At 51.5% G+C, this 394-nt stretch carries 1 pseudogene; it reads right to left on the reverse strand.

Annotated features, from left to right (window positions below):
• Positions 1-394: pseudogene (locus ACXAG7_RS20015) on the reverse strand (hypothetical protein); the annotation flags it as partial.

The following is a 394-nucleotide window of genomic DNA, read 5'->3' on the forward strand; positions in this document are numbered from 1 at the left end:
AAGGCTTGTTCGCTTACCACTACCTGAGCCGTTGCTGCTGTGGTACATGGTGCGGTTGCTGCTACGGTATATGTATAGGTATTAGCCCCTGCTAATGCTGGTGACCAAGTTCCTCCTGTCGCTGGACTTCCGCCTAAGGCTGCAAATAACTGCGCTGATGTTACCGTGCTTCCTGCACAGATGGTAAGAGTTCCGTTAGTTCCGGCATTTGGTAAGGCTTGTTCGCTTACCACTACCTGAGCTGTTACTGCTGTGGTACATGGTGCAGTTGCTGCTACTGTATACGTATAGGTATTCGCTCCACCTAATGCTGGTGACCAAGTTCCGCCGGTAGCTGGACTTCCTCCTAAGGCTGCAAATAACTGCGCCGATGTTACCGTGCTTCCTGCACAGA

The organism is Tenacibaculum sp. AWR4_210, from assembly GCF_056160945.1.